This window comes from [Clostridium] aminophilum DSM 10710 (assembly GCF_000711825.1).
Taxonomy (GTDB): domain Bacteria; phylum Bacillota; class Clostridia; order Lachnospirales; family Lachnospiraceae; genus Clostridium_R; species Clostridium_R aminophilum.
In genome coordinates this window covers 36,904-57,507 of record NZ_JONJ01000017.1, presented here as the reverse complement: position 1 = coordinate 57,507, position 20,604 = coordinate 36,904, and the positions used below count along the sequence as shown (strand labels likewise).

The 20,604-nt window shown below is 50.5% G+C and carries 13 protein-coding genes and 1 tRNA gene; 1 reads left to right on the top strand and 13 read right to left on the bottom strand.

From position 1 onward, the window contains the following. Positions 1-43 precede the first annotated feature (43 nt). The 8 genes from uvrA to BR86_RS0112020 all read right to left on the bottom strand — a co-directional run bounded on the left by uvrA (position 44) and on the right by BR86_RS0112020 (position 11,415). The gene (uvrA, locus tag BR86_RS0112055) at positions 44-2,869 is read right to left on the bottom strand and encodes an excinuclease ABC subunit UvrA (RefSeq protein WP_031474243.1); all 2,826 of its coding nucleotides are present in this window, start codon (positions 2,867-2,869) and stop codon (positions 44-46) included. 237 nt (positions 2,870-3,106) lie between these two features. Then, entirely contained in the window at positions 3,107-4,411 is a 1,305-nt protein-coding gene (locus BR86_RS0112050) for a Na+/H+ antiporter NhaC family protein (protein WP_031474241.1), read from the bottom strand. Positions 4,412-4,477: 66 nt separating this feature from the next. Next, positions 4,478-5,395, bottom strand: a complete 918-nt coding sequence (gene metA, locus BR86_RS0112045) for a homoserine O-acetyltransferase MetA (RefSeq protein ID WP_031474238.1) — start codon at positions 5,393-5,395, stop codon at positions 4,478-4,480. 210 nt (positions 5,396-5,605) lie between these two features. After that, positions 5,606-7,594 (bottom strand): NAD-dependent DNA ligase LigA, encoded by a 1,989-nt coding sequence (gene ligA / locus BR86_RS0112040; protein ID WP_031474236.1) that lies wholly within the window; start codon positions 7,592-7,594, stop codon positions 5,606-5,608. Next, positions 7,551-8,717 carry a pseudouridine synthase gene (locus tag BR86_RS16525; protein ID WP_075034505.1) on the bottom strand — a complete coding sequence of 389 codons (1,167 nt, stop codon included), beginning with the start codon at positions 8,715-8,717 and terminating at the stop codon, positions 7,551-7,553. The genes ligA and BR86_RS16525 overlap by 44 nt, the downstream gene beginning before the upstream one ends. A 339-nt stretch (positions 8,718-9,056) precedes the next feature. After that, positions 9,057-10,556: a GGDEF domain-containing protein gene (locus BR86_RS15330; RefSeq protein WP_031474232.1), complete on the bottom strand. Its 1,500-nt coding sequence runs from the start codon at positions 10,554-10,556 to the stop codon at positions 9,057-9,059. A gap of 20 nt (positions 10,557-10,576) precedes the next feature. Beyond that, on the bottom strand, positions 10,577-11,032 hold the full coding sequence (locus BR86_RS14800; protein WP_038288672.1) for a prepilin-type N-terminal cleavage/methylation domain-containing protein: 456 nt from the start codon (positions 11,030-11,032) through the stop codon (positions 10,577-10,579). Between the two features lie 311 nt (positions 11,033-11,343). Next, positions 11,344-11,415: transfer RNA gene (locus BR86_RS0112020), tRNA-Arg, on the bottom strand. A 237-nt stretch (positions 11,416-11,652) separates the two neighbouring features. Between BR86_RS0112020 and queA the strand changes: the two genes are divergently transcribed. After that, positions 11,653-12,678 carry a tRNA preQ1(34) S-adenosylmethionine ribosyltransferase-isomerase QueA gene (gene queA, locus BR86_RS0112015; protein WP_031474228.1) on the top strand — a complete coding sequence of 342 codons (1,026 nt, stop codon included), beginning with the start codon at positions 11,653-11,655 and terminating at the stop codon, positions 12,676-12,678. Between the two features lie 195 nt (positions 12,679-12,873). Here the strand turns inward: queA and sstT are convergent, their stop codons facing one another. The 5 genes from sstT to BR86_RS0111990 form a co-directional block, all read right to left on the bottom strand. Further along, complete coding sequence (gene sstT / locus BR86_RS0112010; protein WP_031474226.1) at positions 12,874-14,142, bottom strand: serine/threonine transporter SstT; 1,269 nt, start codon at positions 14,140-14,142, stop codon at positions 12,874-12,876. Positions 14,143-14,271: 129 nt separating this feature from the next. After that, the gene (locus BR86_RS0112005) at positions 14,272-15,291 is read right to left on the bottom strand and encodes a glycosyltransferase family 2 protein (protein ID WP_031474224.1); all 1,020 of its coding nucleotides are present in this window, start codon (positions 15,289-15,291) and stop codon (positions 14,272-14,274) included. 298 nt (positions 15,292-15,589) lie between these two features. Continuing rightward, positions 15,590-16,843 carry an ATP-binding protein gene (locus BR86_RS0112000; protein WP_031474223.1) on the bottom strand — a complete coding sequence of 418 codons (1,254 nt, stop codon included), beginning with the start codon at positions 16,841-16,843 and terminating at the stop codon, positions 15,590-15,592. Between the two features lie 1,172 nt (positions 16,844-18,015). Beyond that, a complete protein-coding gene (locus BR86_RS14795) occupies positions 18,016-18,312 on the bottom strand; it encodes a GNAT family N-acetyltransferase (RefSeq protein WP_330372142.1) in 297 nt (98 codons plus the stop codon). Between the two features lie 84 nt (positions 18,313-18,396). After that, positions 18,397-20,523, bottom strand: coding sequence for an aminopeptidase (locus tag BR86_RS0111990; protein ID WP_031474221.1), 2,127 nt, complete (start codon positions 20,521-20,523; stop codon positions 18,397-18,399). Positions 20,524-20,604: the final 81 nt, after the last annotated feature.

The window sequence follows — 20,604 nt, the reverse complement described above, 5'->3', positions numbered from 1 at the left end:
AATCTGTTGCCAAATGTCCTTCAAACAGGTGACCGGTACCGGATTACAGATACCGCTTCACATACTCACCGGTATAGGACTTCTTCACCTTTGCCACCTCTTCCGGCGTTCCCTGTGCGATCACAGTGCCTCCGTGGTCACCGCCGTCCGGCCCCATATCAATGATGTAATCCGCAGTCTTGATGACATCCAGATTGTGCTCGATGACGATCACGGTGTTGCCGCGGTCGCTGAGCTCATGCAGGATATCCACCAGCTTGTGGACATCTGCAAAATGGAGTCCCGTCGTCGGCTCATCCAGAATATAGATGGTCTTTCCGGTTCCGCGGCGTGCCAGTTCCGTAGCCAACTTGATCCGCTGCGCTTCACCGCCGGACAGCTCTGTCGACGGCTGTCCGAGACGGATATATCCGAGTCCGACGTCGTAGAGTGTCTTCACCTTGTTGTAGATCTTCGTGACATTCTTGAAATAATCCAGCGATTCCTCTACTGTCATATTCAGAACATCATAGATATTCTTCCCCTTATAGCGGACTTCCAGCGTCTCGCGGTTATATCGTTTTCCTCCGCATACTTCACACGGAACGTAGATATCCGGCAGGAAATGCATCTCGATCTTCACGATACCGTCGCCGGCGCAGGCTTCGCACCGTCCGCCCTTTTTGTTAAAACTGAACCGGCCCTTGTCATAGCCTCTGGTCTTCGCATCGCTGGACGCCGCAAACAGATCGCGGATCAGGTCAAACGCGCCGGTGTAGGTCGCCGGATTGGAGCGCGGCGTTCTTCCGATCGGCGACTGATCGATGGCGATCACTTTATCCAGCTGGTCAATGCCGTCGATCGAATCAAACTCGCCCGGAATGGTTCTCGCCCGATTCAGCTGTCTCGAGAGCGACTTCAGAAGAATCTCATTGACCAGAGAGCTCTTTCCTGAGCCGGAGACGCCGGTCACGCAGGTCATCACGCCGGTCGGGAAAGAGACGTCAATGTTCTTCAGATTATGCTCCCTTGCACCGTGAACCGTGACCCATCCGGTCGGCTTTCTCCGCTTTTTCGGAACCGGAATAAACTTCCGCCCGCTGAGATAATCTCCGGTGATGGACTTCGGGCAGTCGATCACATCCTGCACGGAACCGGCCGCCACCACTTCTCCGCCGTGTTCGCCGGCCCCCGGGCCGATATCCACCAGAAAATCCGCCGCCCGCATGGTATCTTCATCGTGTTCAACCACAATGACGGTGTTTCCGAGATCCCGGAGATGCCGGAGGGTTCCGAGAAGCTTGTCATTGTCCTTCTGATGAAGACCGATGGACGGCTCATCCAGAATATACGCCACTCCCACCAGTCCGGAACCGATCTGGGTCGCCAGGCGGATTCGCTGCGCTTCGCCGCCGGACAGCGTTCCGGTGGAACGCCCGAGCGAAAGATAATCCAGACCGACATCTATCAAAAATGAGATGCGGGAGCGGACTTCTTTCAGAATCGGTGCGCCGATCTGCTGCTGCATCGGCGTCAGCTCCAGGGAATCGATAAAACCGCGGAACTTATCGCAGGAGAGCTGTGTCGCCTCATAGATATTCTTTCCTCCGACCGTAACCGCCAGAGCGCCCTTTTTCAGTCTCTGTCCGCCGCAGGCCTTGCACGGCGTGATCCGCATGAAGGTCTCCATCTCCGCTTTCCCGGCCTCACCGACATATTCGCGGTAACGGCGCTCAGACGTGCGGATCAGTCCCTCATACTCCACTTCATACGTACCCTCGCCGGTTCTTCCCTTATAGTGATAGCGGACTTTCTCGCCGTTTGTTCCGTACATGACGATGTCATGGATTTTTTTGGAATAATCCCGGAACGGCGTGTCCAGACTGAATTTATATTTCTCCGCAACAGCGGAAAGAATCGCCCCCGTCCAGCTCTTCGGATCCATAACCGACTGCCATCCCGGCACGGCGATTGCGCCCTGATTGATGGAAAGCGATTTGTCCGGAATCATCAGATCCTCGTCAAATTCCATCTTATATCCGAGGCCGACGCAGTCCGGGCAGGCACCGAACGGATTGTTAAATGAAAAGCTTCTCGGCTCGATCTCCTCAATACTGATCCCGCAGTCCGGACACGAAAAATTCTGACTCATCGTCATCGGCTCGCCGTCCGTCACATCAACGATCATCAGTCCGTCCGAAAGCTTCATGACGGTATCAATGGAGTCGGAAAGACGTTTTTCAATCCCTTCCTTCACGATCAGACGGTCCACCACGATCTCGATATCATGTTTGATATTCTTGTCCAGCTCAATGGTCTCGCTCAGATCATAGAGATTTCCATCCACACGGACGCGGACATAACCGCTCTTCTTCGCCTGATCGAGCACCTTCTCATGGCGTCCTTTTCTTCCGCGCACGATCGGCGCCAGAAGCTGAATCTTCGTCCGCTCCGGAAGCGCCATAATCTGATCCGCCATCTCGTCTACGGTCTGACGCCGGATCTCACGTCCGCACTTCGGACAGTGCGGAATGCCGACTCTCGCGTAAAGAAGACGGAGATAATCGTAGATCTCCGTGACCGTTCCCACGGTGGAACGCGGATTGTGGTTGGTGGACTTCTGGTCAATGGAGATGGCCGGCGGAAGTCCCTCTATACTTTCCACATCCGGCTTTTCCATCTGTCCGAGAAACTGTCTCGCATAGGAGGACAGTGACTCCATATAACGCCTCTGCCCTTCCGCATAGATTGTATCAAACGCAAGCGATGACTTACCGCTTCCCGAAAGGCCGGTCAGAACCACCAGTTCGTCTCTCGGAATGTCCAGAGAAATGTCCTTCAGGTTGTGTGCCTTTGCCCCACGGATTTTTATATATTTTCTTTCTGACATATGTGCCTCTTTTCTGTCGCACAGAATCTCTTAACCATACTCCGGCTTATCTCTATGAGGGCCGGAGCCGAACCGCTTCCGGTGCCAGGCTTCCCGATCACCATGTCACGGCTCATCTCCATCATTCCGGAGCCGAGCTGCTCCCAATGCCCGGCTTCCCGATCCGGGATCCGGCACCTTTTCTCCGTTTTTCAGATAACGGCACAGCCATCCTGCAATGACTGTGCCGTTATGATACTACATATTATTCCTTTTTGCAAACATTTGTTCTATTACCTGCCAGGCGGGAACCAGAACGAGATAAACCGCAAATGCCATCCCCATGGGCGGCGCTCCGACCACCTGAAGCGGGATCGCTCCGGCAATCGACCACGGAATCAGCTCCGCCATCAGAACAGCGGTATTCTCCAGCCAGATCGCAAATTTCTGCCGGTCCGGCTCAAGATGCGAACAGAGCTGATGGGTCAGAATGGTCGCCAGCGTCTGATTGCACGCGATCATCGACGAAAAGATACTCACAAGCCAGGTTGCCCCAAACGGCGAAAGTTTTCCGGCGAGTCCGCCGATCTTATCCTTGATGCCGTCCAGAAGCCCCGTCCCGTCAAAGATGCCGGAATACGAGGAGGATAAGCCCACAATCAGAACCGCGCTCATCATGGAGACGATGCCGCCGCCATCGATCAGTTTTGCAAGTTCCGGATTCTCCGCGTGGTAACCGAAAACCGCGATCTTTGCCGCTTCCAGCGGAGAAATGTGCTGAAGCCCCACCGCGATCACGAATGAGACCGCCGCCGTCACCGCCAGGACCCGTTTTGTCCCAAGCCGGAATACGGACAGAATCAGCACCAGAACAGCCGGAAATACGGCTGCCGGATGGATCACAAAACCGTTCTCAAAAATCGCGGTCACATTCATCATTTCCCCGGTACCGCCGTCCAGCTGTCCGAGGACAAAATAGATAATCACAGTCAGAACAAACGGAACCGCCGCGCTCTTCATCATCAGGCCGATATTTTTATAGAGATCGGTCTTTGTGAGTTCCGCGACGAGATTTGCACTGGACGAAACCGGTGATGCCCGGTCACCGAACATGATGCCGGACAGCATCGCGCCGCCCAGAAGCACCGGCGAAATTCCCATTGCAATTCCCATCGTCACGCTGATGACGCCCATCGTCGCCGCGGAACCGAAGCTGGTGCCCGTCATGAACGAGACCAGACAGTTCAGGAGAAATGCGATCGGGAGAAATATCTCCGGAACGATTACCCCCGACGCATAGCAGATAATTGCCGGGATCGTTCCCGCCGCCCTCCAGAGACCGGTCACCATGCCGATCACCACAAAGACGATCAGGATATTTTTCACTGTAAGAACGCCCTTTATGGACATCTTCACCACTTCGGCCGCCGAGAATCCCCTGGATACTCCGTAAATCAAAAAGATTCCGTAGCCGATCATCAGCGCGTAAATCGTCTTTACGCCGGCCGCCACGCAGGCGATCAGCGTAGCCGCAAACGCGCCGATCGTTATCATACTTGCCATGTTTTGTCCTCTGTGCACGGGCAGACGGGCCCGGCTGCCTGTTGGTTCTGTCTGCTGTCCGTCCGGTCAGTTGATCGCATCGAGCAGATACGGTGTTACCTGATATACGTAGTAGTTGAGCCAGTTGGAGTAAAAGGTGTTGGCCATGTTTCTCCATTTCAGAATCGGTTTGGAGAACGGATCATCGTGTTCAAAATAGTTCACCGGAATGGACGGATTCATGCCCTTCTTCAGATCGCGGTGATACTCGTTGGAGAGCGTCATGCGGTCATATTCCGGATGCCCCTGAATAAAGATCTGTCTTCCGTCCCTGCGCATCACAATGCCGACGCCCGCTTCCTTCGACTCCGCAAGAATCAGCAAATCCGGATGTTTCAGGATATCTTCCCGGTGAACCTCGGTATTGCGGGAATGCGGCATATAGAAATAGTCGTCCAGACTGCGGACCAGCGGAATCTTACGGTTCAGCACTTCATGCTCGTACACACCGGAAAGCTTGGTCTCCCGCTGATATTTCGGAATTCCGTAATGATAATAGAGACCGGCCTGGCACCCCCAGCAGATGTGAAGCGTCGATGTGACATTGTGTTTCGACCACTCCATGATCTCCTTGAGCTCGTCCCAGTAATTGATGTCCTCAAATTCCATGTTTTCCACCGGCGCGCCGGTGATGATCAGTCCGTCGTATTTGTGCTGTCTTGCCTCATCAAAATAAATATAAAACTTGTTCAGATGAGTGTAGGACGTATGCGTGGACCGGTGAGTCTGAAGCATCAGGAAGTTGACATTGACCTGCAGCGGGGTGTTGGAGAGCGCGCGCAGAAGCTGCGTTTCCGTGTCCTCTTTGATTGGCATCAGGTTGAGAATCAGAATCTCCAGCGGTCGGATTTCCTGACTGACCGCTCTGGTCTCGTCCATGATGAATATGTTTTCCGCTTCCAGGATTGATTTCGCCGGAAGATCATTCTGTACTCGAATCGGCATGTCTTTTCTTCCCTTCTACTGCTTTATGTCTTCGTGTTTCTGCCGGATCTCTGCCATAGCGCGGCAGTCGCGTCCTGTAAATCCCCGGCCTTCTTCGAAATCCGTGATTCCGCTTTTCAGTAAATTCTTTGAAATCCGTGATTCCGCCTTTCAGTAAATTCTTCGAAGTCCGTGATTTCGCCTTTCGGCAAATCATACCGTTCCCGCCGTTCAGGCCTGCATTCCCATCCGCGCCATGAATTCTTCCTCCGACAGAATCGGAATGCCCAGTTCCTTGGCTTTTTTATTCTTGGACGAGGTCGATGCCGTATCATTGTTGACCAGGATCGTGGTCTTGCCCGTCACACTGCCGGTCACCTTTCCGCCCCGCTTCTCGATCTCCTCCTGCAGGAGTTTGCGGTTGGAAAAATGTTCCAGCGATCCGGTGATGACGACCGTCTCCCCGGCAAGCGCTTCCGGATTCACGTCGTCTCCGGGAGCCTCCCCGCTCTCAATGGTCAGTTCCGCGAGAAGCTCATCGATCTTGCGGTTGTGCTCTTCATCCGCAAAATATGCTGTCCATGCGTCGGCCAGCACTTCCCCGATTCCGTCGACTTCCGTCAGACGCTCCTTCGATGCGGTACGCATCGCCTCGAAGTCGTCTCCGAAATGACGGCAGAGCATCTTCGCATTCGCAAGACCGATTCCCGCGACGCCGAGTCCGTATACCACGCGGTAGAGCTGCGTGTGGCGGGCGTTATTTACCGCCGCCTCCAGATTCTCAAACGATTTTTCGCCGAACCCTTCCATCTGAATGATCTCATCGCGGTGGTTCTTTAAGCGGAACATATCCCGGTATTCGTGAATGCAGTTCGCGGCGATGAGTTTTTCCAGCGTTGCCTCTGACAGACCGCCGATGTTCAGCGCATCTCTGCTGACAAAGAGCGAAAAACTCTTGATTTTTTTCGCCGGACACTCGCTGTTGGTGCACCAGAGCGTGGATGCGGTTCCGTCCTGACGGATCTCCGTCCTTCCGCCGCAGACCGGGCACTTCTCCGGAATATTCTTTACTCCGCTTCTTGTCTTGTTCTCCGCGATCTGCGGAATGATCATGTTGGCCTTAAAGACCGTGACCGTATCGCCCTCGCCGAGTTCCAGTTCCTCCATAATGCTGATGTTGTGGACACTGGCGCGGCTGACGGTCGTTCCCTCCAGCTGAACCGGATCAAACACCGCCACCGGATTGATCAGACCGGTCCGGGAAGGACTCCACTCGATATAGCGGATCTTCGTCTCTTCCGTCTCATCCTTCCATTTGAATGCGATCGCGTTGCGCGGCGCTTTTGCGGTTCTTCCGAGAGAATCTCCGTAGGCTATGTCGTCATAGAGAAGAACCAGTCCGTCCGACGGTACGTCGTTGGTCTTAACCATCTCCGCATACTTCCGGACGGTCTCCGGAATCGTCTCTCCGGTTACCGCTTCATAATGAACAACCTCAAATCCCTGATCTTTCAGCCATTCAAACTGTTTTTCCCGGGAATTTGCAAAATCGACGTCTTCCGCCCTGACCAGACTGAACGCGTAAAAGCGGACACTCCGCTGCGCGGTGATCCGGCTGTCCTGCTGCCGGACGGAACCGCTGCATAGATTGCGCGGATTCTTGTACTTTGCGTCTGCATCACCGATGGCTGCATTGATTTTCTCAAAATCCGAATACAGGATGACCGCCTCACCGCGCAGGATCAGCTGTCCCCGGTACGGAATGGTCAGCGGCACATTGACAAAGGTCTTCGCATTGCCGGTGATCAGCTCACCGATCTCTCCGTTACCGCGGGTCACCGCCCGGGAAAGCCTGCCGTCCTCATAGGTCAGAACGACCGTGAGTCCGTCCATTTTCCAGGAAAGGAGAGCCTTGTGATCGCCCGCAAAAGCGGCGAGTTCCGCCACATCTTTGGTCTTGGATAGAGAGAGCATCGCCTTTTCATGGCGCACTTTCGGCAGTTCACTGACAACCTCGTAGCCCACATTCTGTGTCGGACTGTTGGCAAAGACAATGCCGGTCTTCTGCTCGAGTTCCGTCAGCTCATCATAGAGCCTGTCGTACTCGAAGTTGGTCATGATCTCATTGCCGTCCGCATAATATGCCTTTCCGGCCTCGTTCAGAATCCGGATCAGCTCACGAATTCTCTTCGTCTCCTCGGTTCTTTCTGCGTCTGCCATCCTCGTCTCCTGTTCTCCGGGTAATTGTGATCTTATGCGCCGTGCTGAAATGCACGTCTTTTCCGCCGGTTCTCTTCCCGGCCGTTCTCTCCGCCGGTTTTGCGGAAGAACCGCTGTTCCTGCTGCGGTATACTACATTGCCGCTGCTTCCGGAGCGGAAGACCGCCGCGCCGTCCCGGCCGCTGTTTCTTCTGCGTTCCTCGTCGCGGTCATTTCGGCCGAAATTCCGCTCGCCTCTTGCAAACCGTTCCCGCTCTTCGCGCGCCGCACGTCTTGCGTGACCGCTCTCTCCGAGTCCTCCGGATGCATCCTCATCGCCGTATTTCTCGATATCGGCGTACATCATCTGCATTTCCTTCTCGCTGGCCTCATCACGGGAATCAAGAAGCTTCATCAGCTCCTCCAGCTCTTCTCCGGCCACCTCGCGGTACTCGCCCTTTTCCAGATCGCCGAGACGGATATTCATAATACGGATACGCTTGAGCGCGCGGACATGATATCCGAACTGCTCGCACATCCGCCGGATCTGACGGTTCAGTCCCTGTGTCAGAACGATGCGGAATGAACGGGTTCCGGTCTTGGTCACCTTACACGGTCTTGTGGTTGTCTCCAGTTCCGGAATATAGACGCCTGCGCGCATCCCGCGCAGAAATGCCTCATCGATCGGCCGGTTGACGGTGCAGACATACTCTTTCTCGTGCATAAATCTTGCCCGGAGAATCCGGTTCACCAGATCGCCTTCGTTGGTCATCAGGATCAGTCCGTCGCTCTCTTTGTCCAGACGGCCGATCGGATAAATCCGGATCGGGTAATGCAGAAAATCCACGATATTCTGCACACGCACATCGCCGTGATCGTCATCTTTCGTTGAACAGATGATGCCTCTCGGCTTATTGACCGCCAGAAGGACCGGTCTCTCCTTCCTGTCTTCAATGTTCTTTCCGTTCACCGCAACCGTCTGCCCGTTCCGCACACGTGTCCCCAGTGTCGCCGGCTCACCGTCCACGGTAACCGCGCCCTCGTCGATCAGCTTGTCCGCATCCCGCCGGGAACAGTAGCCGACCGCGCTCAGGTATTTATTCAGGCGCATTCCCTGCGCATCCATATCCATCTCTTTTGTCATGTCACACCTCACCGTGATATCCCATCACTATGCTTTCTTTCAATGTATTACACTAAAATATACTATTCTGCATTATATCATTTTTTGAAGGAGATTCCACTGAATCTTAGCATTACGTCCGTTATTGCGGAAGCCGCCATAGTCTTATGAAGGACCAGGGGTATCCTCGCTATTACAGCAGCCTCCGGAGAGCATTTTTTCCATAGCAAATGCGAAGCGCTCTCCATGGAACACAAAATCGGGACTCCGTTTCCAACTGAAACCGGAGTCCCGTAATCTCTGCTGTTCTTCTCTTCCGTTTTTCTGTGCGTTCTTCTCTGGCGTTCTTCTCTGCCGTTCTTATATCCGGCGTCTGTTTTTTCCCGCCTTCTGATAATACTGTTCTTTTTCAGAATACATATCTGCATCCGCAAAATGTTCCAGCTCGTCCAGAGAAGCATCCCTGTAATCGGAAGCCGCGGCATAGCCGACCGCCATCGACATATCCCTGGAGTAAACGCCGCGCCACTTATATGCATTTTTATGGATTTTCTTCCGCAGACACTCCGGATCATCCGTGTAAACCAGCGCCATAAATTCATCTCCGCCGGTCCGGTAGACTCTTCCGGTTTTATGTACGGTAATGGCCAGACAGGCTGCGGCGCCCTTGATCAGCTCATCCCCCGCAGTATGTCCCAGAGTGTCATTTACCGTCTTTAATCCGTTTACGTCGATCACAAAGATGACAAAATCATCCTCCAGCGGTTTCCTCCGCAGTTTATCCAGATCTCTCTCATAACACCTGCGGTTGTGAAGTCTGGTCATTTCATCCGTCATGGTAATCCGGATCAGCGTCTGCTCTCTCTTCTTTTCTTCATTCACATTTCGCGTCGTGTAAATCACAACGTCCGGTGCCGAGTCCGTTTTCGCATCTACCGTGATGTACTGCGCCCGGAACCAGCCCCTGTCAATGTCCACAAAGTCACCGCTGATGATTTTTTTGCCGGTCAGGCGTTCTCTGACCGTAGTGATATTGGTAAAGGACAGGAAATCATCCATCTGCTCCGGCATGACATGCTCCTTAATCCTCTGACTCATCTGTGTATGTGTCTGTGACCGCATATCGATTCCGATCTTTTTCTGTTCCGGATCCCGGAGCGACATTTCCGTATTATCCGTAAAATCGATCAGATTGACATTGTCATAGATTCCCGCCATCGAATCCAGGACCTTCATTTTCTCCTGTTCGTTCTGTTTCTGGGACTGAATCATCTCATTCTGCTGAAAAAGCTTTGCAAAATTGTCCTTGGCAAGTCTGATTATGATGTACCCCAGCGCTGTCATAATCAGCATTTCGATTGTGAATCCGCCCATGACGTTAAAAAAATATCCCCGGACCGATTCAAAATCAGATCTTGTGTAATAGAGCGATGTGCCTGCCCATGTGGCACCGGTCATAAACACATAGTTTACCGCAACCGCATAAAAATAAATCACCTCATCACAGAACAGCACGCCCATCAGCGGCACAAAAAACCAGGTAAGAAGAATATCTACCTGATGGAGCGACATATATACGATGATGATATCCAAAGCTGTCAGCGAGAAAAAACTTGTCGCCCTGGATTTCGGAAAGCGCCGCGCAAGAAAATAATGAATGAACGCCAGGACGGCAACCATCCCTGAGATATTCAGACAGGTCCGGTACGTGGCATTCCGGAAGATGCCTGCCCGGATTCCGAGCGCAATCGCAGGACCGGTCAGAATGATCATTCTCAGAATACCGCTCAGATAATGATTCAGCCAGATCCGGCTTTCCAGAATAAAATCCTGGAGTGATTTTGCCGATGTTTCTTTCATTCCTGTATTGCCTCTATTCTTTACTCCGATGCCACAAAAGCATCAATGGTTCCATTGAACGACGAATTCCAGTAGATATCCCACTTTTTGTAGACAATATCTCCGGCTCTCTTCTTGTCATACGCCGGACGCGACGGGGTATCTACCGTCCAGTTATCGATATTGGTATCATCAAACTGCGGTGCATTGGGATTGGTGGTGGAGATGACACCGGGCGTAAACACGCCGGTGGATGCGTCAAAGGTCCCCGCATCCTTATAAATCTGCTGATCCGTGTTGGAATTCTCCATGTACCACACCATGGCTGCCGCATAAGCGGCTCTTGCATTGGCCTGATTTGCAGCGAGGCGTGATTTTCTCAGAACTTTTGAAAAAATCGGCACGCTGATCGATACCAGCACGGCAATGATCGCAACAACGATCAGAAGCTCAGCGAGCGTAAAACCATTCTTTTTCTGTCTGCATAATCTCTTCATAAAAACTTCTCCTGTCCAATGAGGTCACATATCTTTCATGCGCAGCGCTGAACATTTCCCGGCTGATCGCATTCTCATAATGATTATTATTCGTCATACCCGCCCGGTTATATAAGCCGATCCGACTCTTCATGCTTTTTTCTTTTAGCAAAAGGACAAAGTCCGCCGCTGGTCACCGCAAGGTGACATCTTCTCTGCTGCGGCGTGCGCATCCCCGCGGAGCGTTTTTTTGTGGGAGTCATCGGAAACTCCCGATGACTCCCACAAAAAAAAATCCCCTGGAGAATCAATCTCCACGGGATCTCTATTCATGCGCCTGATAGGAATCGAACCTACGCACGCGGCTCCGGAGGCCACTGCTCTATCCACTGAGCTACAGGCGCATCACAAGTATAATACCATCAAATGGTATTCTTCGCAAGAGTAAGTTTTCTGTTTACCGGACAAATAAAATACGGTATAATATTCATTTGCAAATCCAACCGGTGTCAAACCGGTACGGAAACCGCTCAAACACTGTTTTTACCGCAGCGGATGCCAAGATCCGCCGAAGGCATTTGCGTCAGGGGAAATATCAGGGATGTTCCCCGACACATGATACATTGACAGAAAGGCAAATCATGAACGTTAAAGATTTTGATTACGATCTTCCCCAGGAACTGATCGCACAGGATCCGCTGGAAGACCGCGCTTCTTCCCGTCTTCTGGTTCTGGATAAGGATACCGGAAAAACCGAGCACAAAATTTTCCATGACATCATCGATTATCTGAATCCGGGCGATGCACTGGTCATCAACGACACCAAGGTTATCCCGGCGCGTCTCCACGGTGTAAAGGAAGACACCGGCGCCCACATCGAGGTTCTCCTTCTCACCCGTAAAAAAGACGACATCTGGGAGACGCTGGTAAAACCGGGGAAGAAATGTAAGCCGGGCACCGTGATCTCATTTGGTGACGGTCTTCTGAAGGGAACCGTTGTGGATGTCATCGAGGACGGCAACCGCCTGATCCAGTTCCAATATGAGGGAATCTTTGAGGAGATTCTGGATCAGCTCGGCCAGATGCCGCTGCCGCCGTACATCACCCATCAGCTGAAAGACAAAAACCGCTATCAGACGGTCTATGCGGAACACGAGGGAAGTGCTGCCGCTCCGACTGCAGGACTCCATTTTACCAAAGAACTTCTTCAGCGGATTGAAGACAAGGGCGTAAAGATTGTCCATGTCACTCTTCACGTCGGTCTCGGAACCTTCCGCCCGGTCAAGGTGGACACCATCGAAGAGCACCAGATGCACTCTGAGTTCTACATCGTCTCTCAGGAGGCGGCGGACACCGTGAACGCGGTCAAGAAAGCCGGCGGACGCATCATCTGCGTCGGCACGACAAGCTGCCGCACATTGGAATCCGCAGCGGATGAAAACGGCATTCTCCATGCAAAGAGCAGCTGGACGAGCATCTTCATCTATCCGGGATACAAATTCAAGATTCTGGACTGCCTGATTACCAACTTCCATCTTCCGCAGTCCACTCTCGTGATGCTGGTATCCGCGCTCGCCGGAAGAGAGCATATCCTGAACGCGTACAAAGAAGCCATCGCCGAGCGCTACCGCTTCTTCTCCTTCGGAGACGCCATGTTCATTCACTGATCAAGAACTGAGCTGCCTTACAGCGGCGTGCGCATCCTCGCGGAGCGTTTTTTTATAGGGAATTTCGGAGAAATTTCCTATGAAAAAAGAGAAAAGCTGAGGCCCCGACCGGGAACCTCAGCTTTTTCAATTCTTTCTCATATCACCGAACCATAACAGTTCTGAATCTGTCCGATTTTTCTCCGGAACATCCTCTTACTTTTTCGAAGAACCCATGAAATCCGGAAGTTCTTTTCCTTCCTTGATCCACTCGTGAAACTCCGCGATGGCAGTAAACATGCAGTCACCGGAAGAATTCAGCGCCGTCTCCACAGAGTCCTGAATCACGCCGATGATGAATCCGACGCCGACCACCTGCATCGCGATATCATTGGAGATACCGAACAGGGAGCAAGCCATCGGGATCAGCAGAAGCGATCCGCCGGCCACACCGGAAGCGCCGCAGGCACCCAGCGCACTCATCAGCGAGAGCAGGATGGCCGCCGGAATGGATACCTGCATTCCGAGTGTATTGCAGGTAGCAAGGGTCATGATCGTGATGGTGATCGCCGCACCGTCCATGTTGATCGTCGCCCCCAGCGGGATGGACACAGAATAGAAGTCCTTGTCCAGACCGAGCTGATCACACAGTGCCATATTGACCGGAATGTTCGCTGCCGAACTTCTGGTAAAAAATGCCGTGATACCGGACTCTTTCAGACACCGGAATACCAGCGGATACGGATTTCTTCCGATAAAGACAAAGGCCACCAGCGGAGAGACAACCAGCGCCATCAGAAGCATGGTGCCCACCAGAAGAATCAGCAGTTTTCCGTACTGCGTAAAGATTGCCAGACCGTTCTCGGCTACATTGGTGTACACCAGACCCATAATACCGAACGGCGCCATGTTGATGACCCAGCGGACAATCTGCGATATCGCGTCCGAGACATCCAACATAAACTGTTTCGTTGTCTGCGAGCCGATGCCCTTCATCGCAAAGCCGAAGAGGCATGCCCAGAGCAGAATTCCGATATAATTTCCGTTCACGATGGAACCGATCGGGTTTGCCACAATGTTGCGAAGAAGCGTATCCAGAACCTCACCGAGTCCCTGCGGAATCACTTCCGACTCTGCCGCATCGCCGAGAACAATTTTCACCGGAAAAAGCACACTCGTAAAAACCGAGAGCACCGATGCCATAAACGTGGTCAGAAGATACAGCAAAATCACGGTCCCGAATCTTCTGTCCAGTTTGGATGATCCCTGCGCCAGTGCACCTGCCACGATCACAAACACCAGTACCGGTGCGATCGCTTTCAGCGCGCCGACGAAAATGGTACCGAACTCGGAAATCCAGGATGCGTTCGGAAATACCAGTGCGAGAATTGCGCCGATCACCAGTCCGCAGGCGATCCTGACAATCAGGCTCACACTGTTGTAACGGTCGGCCATTCCGCATAAAGCGTTCTTCAGACTGTTCATACTTTTCCCCCTTAATTGAAAGGTAATGAATTTTATTAAATACGCTGTTGCATGATTTAACACATATATTACCACGATTTATGGAAAAAGAAAACAGAAATTCTAACGCTTTAATGCCAAAAAGCAATTTTAGTTAAAACCGTAGAATTTTTGTGCGATTTTGTACGCCGCAGACGACACTTTGCGGCCGCTCTTTCCCGGAATATTCATTCCCTGTCCAAGAAATCCCCAACGGAGGCGGAGCCACAGGCGCAGATTTTTCTCCCGGAGTTCCTGCCACAGTTCTTTTTTCTTCTGAAGGTTCTCCGGAGTGCCGGAGCGGATCGCCAGAATCGAGCACACCGTCATCATGATCTCCAGATAACGGGTCATGTAATTCCGGAGTTTCGCCGGCTGAACCTTTGTGACATCGTAATAACTCATCATCAGCCGGGTTACCAGATACTGCTGGTCAATTCTTCCGATCATGACCTGCTCATTGACGGACTGATCATCACGGCCGATGAAATAGCGGTAGAAATTGACATCCAGATAGTACATGCTCTTCACATGCGGAAGCGGCTGATATACGAAAATATTGTCGACATAGAAGGTGTGCTTCGGAAGCTCCAGTTCAGCCTCGCGCAGCATCTGCACGCGGTAGATCACCGAATGCATCAGGATATACTGTCCCAGATGGAAATGCTTGACGTCTTCCCAGGTAAAGAGCTGCTCGATCGGGAAGGCGGAGCGGTAATTCATAACCTTCTTGCGGGCCGCGCCCTGCTTCTCGTAGACGAAATTGCAGATCAGCATATCCAGTGTCTGATTCTGCTGCACGAAGCGGCGAAGCGTATCCATCACCTTCATCAGCGAATCGTGATCAACCCAGTCATCGCTGTCCACAACCTTGTAGAATACGCCGGTCGCGTTCTTCAGTCCCGTGTTGACGGCCTCTCCGTGTCCGCCGTTTTCCTGATGAATCGCACGGCAGATTCCCGGATAATTTCTCTCATACTCCTGCGCAATCTCCAGCGTGTTGTCCTTCTGTGAACCGTCGTCCACGATCAGGATCTCAATCTCGTCTCCTGCCGGCAGGAGGGATTCGATACAATGTCTCATGTACTCTGCCGAGTTGTAGCACGGAATTCCCACCGATAATATTTTCATGATATTTTTATCTCCTTAAAGTATTCATAATAAACCCGTTAAATTATACTATAATCGGGGATTCTTTTCCATTTACGATATTTTTACTACAGCAATAGTTCTCATGATCTCATTTCATAGAATGTCCCCTTTCATAACTATTCATAATTTGTCATGATTTGTCATAATTCGAATCAATATAGCAATTGTTTACGTCTCTGTCCTATGTATCGATAATGCATGACACAGAATGTCACGCTCAAAAGAAAAAATCTCCTGTCCCTGCGATCACGCACAGGCAGGAGATTCGAGTCAGCATTTACTTTTTTGAATATTTCGTGCCCCTACCAGTTCCATATTTTATAACATAGCCGGCATCCATCAGATTATTCAAATTTCTAACAGTTTTGTCTTTACTCCAATTAAGTTTTTCTGCTATTTCACTGCTACTATAACGCATTTCACGGTTCAACAACTCTATCAATTTATTTTCATCTGATGTAACCGACATTGTTGCAGATAATACAGGAAGCGTGACCGTAATTGAATTATCTTTTATTTCGAATCGCGGCTTTATTGGGCAATCTTTGTATGCATCCACAATTCGCTTTATTCCGGTGCCAAACATTTCAATATAATGTAATCTAAAGAAAATGTTTCCTAATACAGGATTTCTTAATGTCGAAATATTACCATGCAAATATTCATCCTCGCTAATTCCACTTGGCAATCCACCTGGTGAAGCAATCTCGATCCTATCGTCATACATCGATATTCTAATATTTGCATTTATATCCCATGTTCTATGCACTAATGCATTTGCAACTGCCTCACGAAATGCTTTTTCAGGAACCTTTTCAATTAAAACTCTATCAGCACCTTTAATCTGCTCATATTGATAGTATCTTCTATACATAGCAAGAGCCTTATCATACTGCGTGATTACCGACATATGAATAAAACTTTCTCGATCGAGTATTTCATCAATAGAGTTACCAAAACGTGCAACATCAATTCCGGAAAAATCATTTTTATCGGCTAATAGTGAAGCTGCATTATTCAGCCGCCCCTCTTTTGTATATAAACCTAAAGTCCTAAGCGTATCGTCATTAACTTCTGTTACTCCTAACTTATCAATAAGACTTTTCTCAAGCTCATCAAAAGTTATATCCTTAGCATCATTAGCCAAAGATTCAAAGTATAAGTTGTTTCCCTCAAGCGTAAGACGCTTTAATTCAATCTGATCAACCTCAACAGAAGCAGTATCACTTCTTCGATATGCTTTTCCTTTGTAAAAATATGGCTTATATCTTCCCTCATTTACTTCTAACGTTATAACATTATTTAATCGATTAATTGAAAGGGCATAATCCGGCTTAGGCGAAATTGAATCATTGATTTTGTTTTCAATGTCGAGACATTTCTGTTCCGGATCATTTATACCAAGAATCGCTCCATCATCGGCAACTCCAAACAATATTTTTCCAGTCCCAAAATTAGAAAAAGCACTCACTGTTTTTAAAAACGAATTCGTCACTTCTGATTTATATTCCAGTGTTCTTGTTTCCTTCATTAAATAATCCCCCCTCTACTCATCGCAACTTTATATTATGATAAAAGCGGCGCAAATGCAACGTATTTTTTTGCGTTGCATTTGCGCCGCGTGATAATTTTCAAAATCAGCAAAAGCTTCACGTTTAACGTTAGCGTTTTTGCAAAACCATCAAACTTGAAATCCTGAGTTCACATCCAACCGATGTCCGTACGCTGATTCCATTTCTTAAAGATATGGAACAACATTTGTCATTCAAATACCGGGAAATCGTAGCGGATGCCGGATACGAAAGCGAAGAATCCTATCTTTTTTATTGAGAGAAATGGTTAAACGGCGTACATCAAATCTCAGAACTATCGAGCTTTATTAAAGGACTTATATCATTATGGTATAGTGGGCATACGCGATCCCTTCATTTCTCCGGAAATCACAGCATATATACAGTCCATGCGGACGAGTATAGTGAAAAGCGCCTCGTTTTGAGGCGTTTTTAAAAAAAATAGGAGTGTTATTCTATGATGTCAAGTTTGATGTGGTTGATTTCGCTCATTTCTTTCCCCCAAATGGACGTGGAAATATCTATGCAAAAATATGTATCCGCTATTTCCGATATATGTTCTCCCTCTGGATTTGCCGGGGTTCTACTATCGAAATGGGCAAAGAGGAATGCTAGGCAGTTTCCTTGCGTATGGTGGGCATTTACTCTATTATGAAGCCTATTTTTCAGATAGTTTGATGTCATTTCCCTCACTATGAAACATATCGCAAAATCTGCATTTCTGTCAAATCTGTATTCTACCTCATTTTATGTATTATATGTAATATATGGCTTTTATATCTTTCTATTCGTTTTATGTTTTGTATGTCTTAATATGTCTCGGTCTGTTCCTTCTGATAATCCTGCTATACGATTTCCTGTCTTTCCACTCGGAATAAAGTCCGCAAGCGGACTTCGGCTCCCCCATCCTCGCGGAGCATTTTTCTTTCATAGGGAATTTCAGAGAAATTTCCTATGAAAGAAAAACAGGTATTTCCCCTACGTCCGCCGTTATGGGAAATACCTGTATGATAAATTTTGAGACATTCCGAACATCACCAATTCAGGAAAATATCCATCTCATGCCATTTTTCGCCGCCCCATTCGGATGCGGATTCTCCAAGATCACGGAAACCGAACTTCCGGTACATTTTTACCTTTTTTCGTTGCAGGTAAGAACCAGCCGCTTCCTTTCCTTTTTTTCCTCCCTGCGGCAATAATTCCATACGATTTCTCTTGCCAGGCCAATCTTTCGGAATTCCGGCAGCACATCCAGTCCCAACAGCATGATATTCCGCCCCTTCGGGTTATGCAGGGATGCATCCGTAAAGAATTCATCCCGAAAAACCATCTCATCCGTTGCAATGCCGTCAAGAAATCCCGCCATCTTCCCGCTTTCTTTTTCTATCGCAACATAGAACAGATCCGGAGCAACGCTGATCCGCTCCATCTGAGAATCTTGTCAGATATATAAGGGCAAGCGTAAGCTCATCGATCGCTTCATTTCGTGTTTTCTTATCCATTTCTTCCATGCTCACTTCAGCTGATCCAGCGCCTCATTCAGGAGTTCTGTTCCCGGGAGCACAAATCTTCCGTCCCGTAGGATATCGGTCTTTGTCCCGTCCGCGCGGACCGCGGTGAGAAGGCCGAGTTCCGGATACGGAAGCGTAATATCTGTATGGCAGCCGAAATATGCTTTTTCCGGTTCGGATGTGCGAAGCGAGGAGATCTCATTGTCCTTCGCGATCATTTCCCTGCCGTCCGGATTCAGGACTTTCACATCTTCCATGTAACTGTAGCAGGTATCGCCGAAGGCAAAATGCGGTCCCGTCTTCTCCGCGATGAGGATCGGGAACTTGTCCTCAATGCCGTATTTTACGGACACGGCGTAGGCTGTCGTGTTGGTTCCGATAGCGAATTCTCCCATCGGAAGCACATCGTGATCCTTCATGATCACGCGCTCCACAAGGTCATGTCCCTCTTTCTCCGTCTCAAAATTCCCGCAGGAATATTCCACGGCTTTTCCGTCCTCCACACGGATCCGGAGATCCCGGAACTGGAACTCGTCGATGTACACCTTTCCGACGTGAAGAAGGCCGGAGGTCCCCTTCAGGACCGGCGAGGTGAAGACTTCTCCCAGAGGAATGTTGACGTCCGCCAGACAGTTCTCAAAACCGGACTGTGTTTTGCGGTCTGCCAGCGGGTGAAGTTCGATCCTAAGATCCGTCTCATTGCCGTCTTTGCCCTTTACCAGAACGTAGGACGCCTCGTCGAGGCAGTCGATGATTTTCTGCTGAACGCCACGGTAGAGTTCATGATTCAGCGTGTTGATCGCGATGGTCTCGTCGAAAACTCTGCTGTAAAACTCCAAGCCGCCGCGGTCTTTTCCGATCTCCGGGATCGGCCAGGCGATGATGGTAAAGCTGGTGGTTTCCTCCGGAATGAACTGATTCTGCAGCATCCGGACTTCGCTGGCGCTGCGGGTCCGCAGTTTTTTCTGCCGTTCGCTGTATGTCCATGCGCTTTCTTTAATGACCGGATCAAATCCGTCCTCACCGAAGGTCTCCATCACGGCCGGTCCGGCATAGACGGCTGCAAGATCCTTCAGCTCTTCATAGGCTCCCCGCATCACTTCCAGCTTTCGCTCTTTCACCGCCTTATCCAGCCACTCCGCGTCATCCGACCGGTGATCGTACATATACTGGCGGTTTGCCGGCGTGCCGTAAAAGCCGTTCGTTCCCGAAGCCGCCCGGTTCATGGATCCGAAGGACGCTCTCGGGATGATCGGTTCCAGGCCGAGGGCCCGGAAATTTTCCACCGCATAGCGGACGATCCGCTCGAATCCCAGATGCCACCGGAGCATGACGGTCTTCTTTTCTTTAAAGGAGCGATGGGATACTTCAAATCCTCTCGCGAAGCCGTCCGACCAGTAATCCGCCATCCGGCGCACCTTTTCTTCCGGCAGGGAATTCAGGTACTTCGCGGTCTCGATCTCCGTCTCCGAGACATATTCTCCGAACCGGTAGAGATAAGACAGATCGTTCAGATCGCTCTCCATGATGATCTTCTTTGCAAAATCCGCATCCGGGTCCAACGTCTCCCGGAGGCGTTCCGGCACAAAACGGTCACAGTAGTCAAACTCAAAATAATAAAAGATATTCCGGACGTTTGAAATCCGCTTTTCGTCCGTGATCCCGCTCTCCGGATCCATGACAGAATTGCAGACTTCAATAAAGAGCTCCATCAGGATGGTCAGATCCATACGGCGGTTCTCAAACGCGTACGGAATTGCACTCCGCATCTCCGCCGCAAAGAACGCCATCTCTTTCCCGAGTTCCTCACCGAACACCTTCTGCGTATAGTCCGGATTGGCCATACTGACGTCGTAGTTCTCCGGCAGAATATCCTCGTATAATCTCCGGTTCCACTCCGCCAGCTCCGCTTCCGGCATGGTCTCAATTTCTCCGGAAGCCGTCCGGTCTGCAATCTGTTCTGCCATCAGAAGAAGCTCCGCGGTCCGCCGGAAGAGACTCCCCCGGGTCTCATTTCCCGGAAAATGTTCCTGCTCTGCAATCTCACGGATTCGTCCCGCAGCGAGCTGCTCTCTCTCCTGTACGGCTTCATTGTCCTCGCGAATCAAATCGTAAAATCTTTTTCTCATTCTGTCCTTTCCCGTTCTTCTTCCGGCCATTCTCTTTCCGGCCGATCTTCTTTCAGCCGATCTCTTTCCGGCCGTTCTTCT